The sequence below is a fragment of the Bartonella sp. AP88XZML genome, assembly GCF_042195565.1.
Taxonomy (GTDB): Bacteria; Pseudomonadota; Alphaproteobacteria; order Rhizobiales; family Rhizobiaceae; genus Bartonella.
In genome coordinates this window covers 1-2,126 of sequence record NZ_JBHIOQ010000086.1, presented here as the reverse complement: position 1 = coordinate 2,126, position 2,126 = coordinate 1, and the positions used below count along the sequence as shown (strand labels likewise).

The window sequence follows — 2,126 nt, the reverse complement described above, 5'->3', positions numbered from 1 at the left end:
GAGATCTTCAGAGGCTGTTCCTTCTTCATTGTTGCCAAAAAGAGCAACATAGATGGTTGGGTCTTTGCCTTTACGGTAAACAATCGCATCCTTAACACGACTATCGCTTGAGAGAGCGATAAGTTTGTAATAGGGCTCTGTCCCGCTCCCATTGCCACCACGGGCATGAAGCTGTATGCGTTCACGATACCTCTCATCACTCTCACCCTCTAAGCGGGCAATACCATGCCAGTTTCCCAAAGCATCAAGGGATTCACCGGTGGCAAAATCAAGAATATTATTGCGTGCCGCCTCATTGATACGCTGTCTTAAAAGCAGTTCTCGATAGCTAAAAGCCTCAATAACTTTTACAGCTGGATCACTTTCAAGAATGGTATATTCAGGCAAAAGCTTTTTTAAATGAGCAAGAGCCGCAGCGCGGATTTCCTCAAAAGAAAGTTCTGTAATAATTTCCGGTTTTGCAAGCACTCCATTCATTTTATCAATAATCCTTCCATGGTAATGGGCTTGCCGGATGGCAAATAAATTCCTTCAAAGGATAAAGAAACTTGTCCAGCCTCACTCCATTTAAAATCAATTTTTTTCAATTTAAAACGCGGTTCCCACTTGTCTAAAGCCTCAGCAACAGCAGCATAAAGAGCAACAGCAAAAGCATTATTCACTGGAGCATCAATGAGTTCTGCAACACGTGAACCATAATCACGACGCATTACACGCGAACCAATCCGCGTTGACAAAATATCAAGGATTGATTGGCGTAAATGATCAATGCCGGTTAATGGCTTTCCTGTTGTACGGTCCATTCCACTGTTCAATTGGGACCTCCTGTCATGGAACCACCAGGGAAAACACCCCCATGAACATGGGTTGCTCCTACATTGGTGCTGTTATGTTTTAGTCCACTTGAATGAATGGAAACATTATTCCCAGAATGAAGAGAGATACTATCATTCGAATTCAGAGAAACGCCACCACCTGCCTTCAAAGAGATGTTGCCTTTTGCGTTTAAATTTATATCGCTTTTTGAAACAATCTTTATGCCTTCCGGTGCGGTAAGCTCTAGATTCCCACCATCACCTTTTAGTGACACACCTTCAGCAATCGTGAGGATAAATTTTCCACCTGATTTGATATGAATTCCATAAGTATTTTGTTCATCATCATATTCAAGGCTGGTTCCATCGGGGTATATCGTTCGGTGAATGCTGCCTTTATCGGCTGCTTGATTAGCATCGGTGTGAAGTGAACCAATAATCATCCCTTGTGATAAATCCCCTGATGATGAAACAACAATCACTTGCTCTCCAACATCGCGTCCTTCATAAGAACGTGTTTTACCGGCGCGGGCTTGGGTATCTGGAATCCAGTCACTGACAAGATTGCCACTTTTTATCCGATAGCGTGCGTTTTTATGGTCGACATGGCTAATCTTCCCCACCACAACCATATTTGCTACACGTCTCTTTAGATCTGTGATCTCTTTATCGCGCCGCTCTAACATGTCCACCTTCAATTTTATGGTATTTGTCTTCGTTTCCCACACCTGTTTCTGGTTCAAAGCTTAAGAAAGGTTCAACGATTCTTGCTGTTACACTGCCTTCTTCTTCATCCATGTTGGGGATATTGGTCACATAAATGGCTTCAAAGGTTAAAATTGCACCATGGAGCGCTAGGGCGCCATTATCGCCAAAGGCAAAAGCAATATTTTGCAGGCGGCATGTCTCAACGGTGTTGTTAAGATTGGGATTGGCATAGAAAATCTCTTCAACTTCCCATGCTAATTGGTCAACAAAGCGTGCACCATCTTCACATGTTGCATAGCATTCAACATCTACTGTTAAAACACGCCGTCTTACTCCATAATCATAGCCATCTTCAATTGTTTCACTTTGTGTTGAGATATTAATAGCTGGCATTGCTTCAATAAATAAATTGAAGTCACGCATATTGAAAACATTGTCACCAGCTGCCGTCTTTGCTGCCTTAATCAACGCAACAAAGCTTTCCCTTATCGTTTCGCGTGGATGTTTCATTGTTTTATCTCTCGCAAGATAAGCTTATACATACCGGATTCAGAGGCTTGGACATCTGTAACAGTGAAGTGCTCTTGAGAAGAGGGGGCTTTG

At 42.6% G+C, this 2,126-nt stretch carries 3 protein-coding genes and 1 pseudogene; all 4 read right to left on the bottom strand.

Translation table 11 applies throughout. The features are described from left to right. Window positions 1-477 (bottom strand): annotated as a pseudogene (locus ACFIK2_RS08615) (baseplate assembly protein); the annotation flags it as partial. Continuing rightward, window positions 474-815, bottom strand: coding sequence for a GPW/gp25 family protein (locus ACFIK2_RS08610; protein WP_041581347.1), 342 nt, complete (start codon window positions 813-815; stop codon window positions 474-476). The pseudogene ACFIK2_RS08615 and the gene ACFIK2_RS08610, both read right to left, overlap by 4 nt. Further along, on the bottom strand, window positions 812-1,501 hold the full coding sequence (locus ACFIK2_RS08605) for a phage baseplate assembly protein V (RefSeq protein WP_375639613.1): 690 nt from the start codon (window positions 1,499-1,501) through the stop codon (window positions 812-814). Before ACFIK2_RS08605 ends, ACFIK2_RS08610 begins: the two co-directional genes overlap by 4 nt. Then, entirely contained in the window at window positions 1,482-2,033 is a 552-nt protein-coding gene (locus ACFIK2_RS08600) for a hypothetical protein (protein ID WP_375677162.1), read from the bottom strand. The genes ACFIK2_RS08605 and ACFIK2_RS08600 overlap by 20 nt, the downstream gene beginning before the upstream one ends. Window positions 2,034-2,126 lie beyond the last annotated feature (93 nt).

Bases quoted from the DNA above. Each gene is read 5' to 3' on its own strand.
- ACFIK2_RS08605 (WP_375639613.1), bottom strand. From the start codon at position 1,501: ATGTTAGAGCGGCGCGATAAAGAGATCACAGATCTAAAGAGACGTGTA.
- ACFIK2_RS08600 (WP_375677162.1), bottom strand. From the start codon at position 2,033: ATGAAACATCCACGCGAAACGATAAGGGAAAGCTTTGTTGCGTTGATT.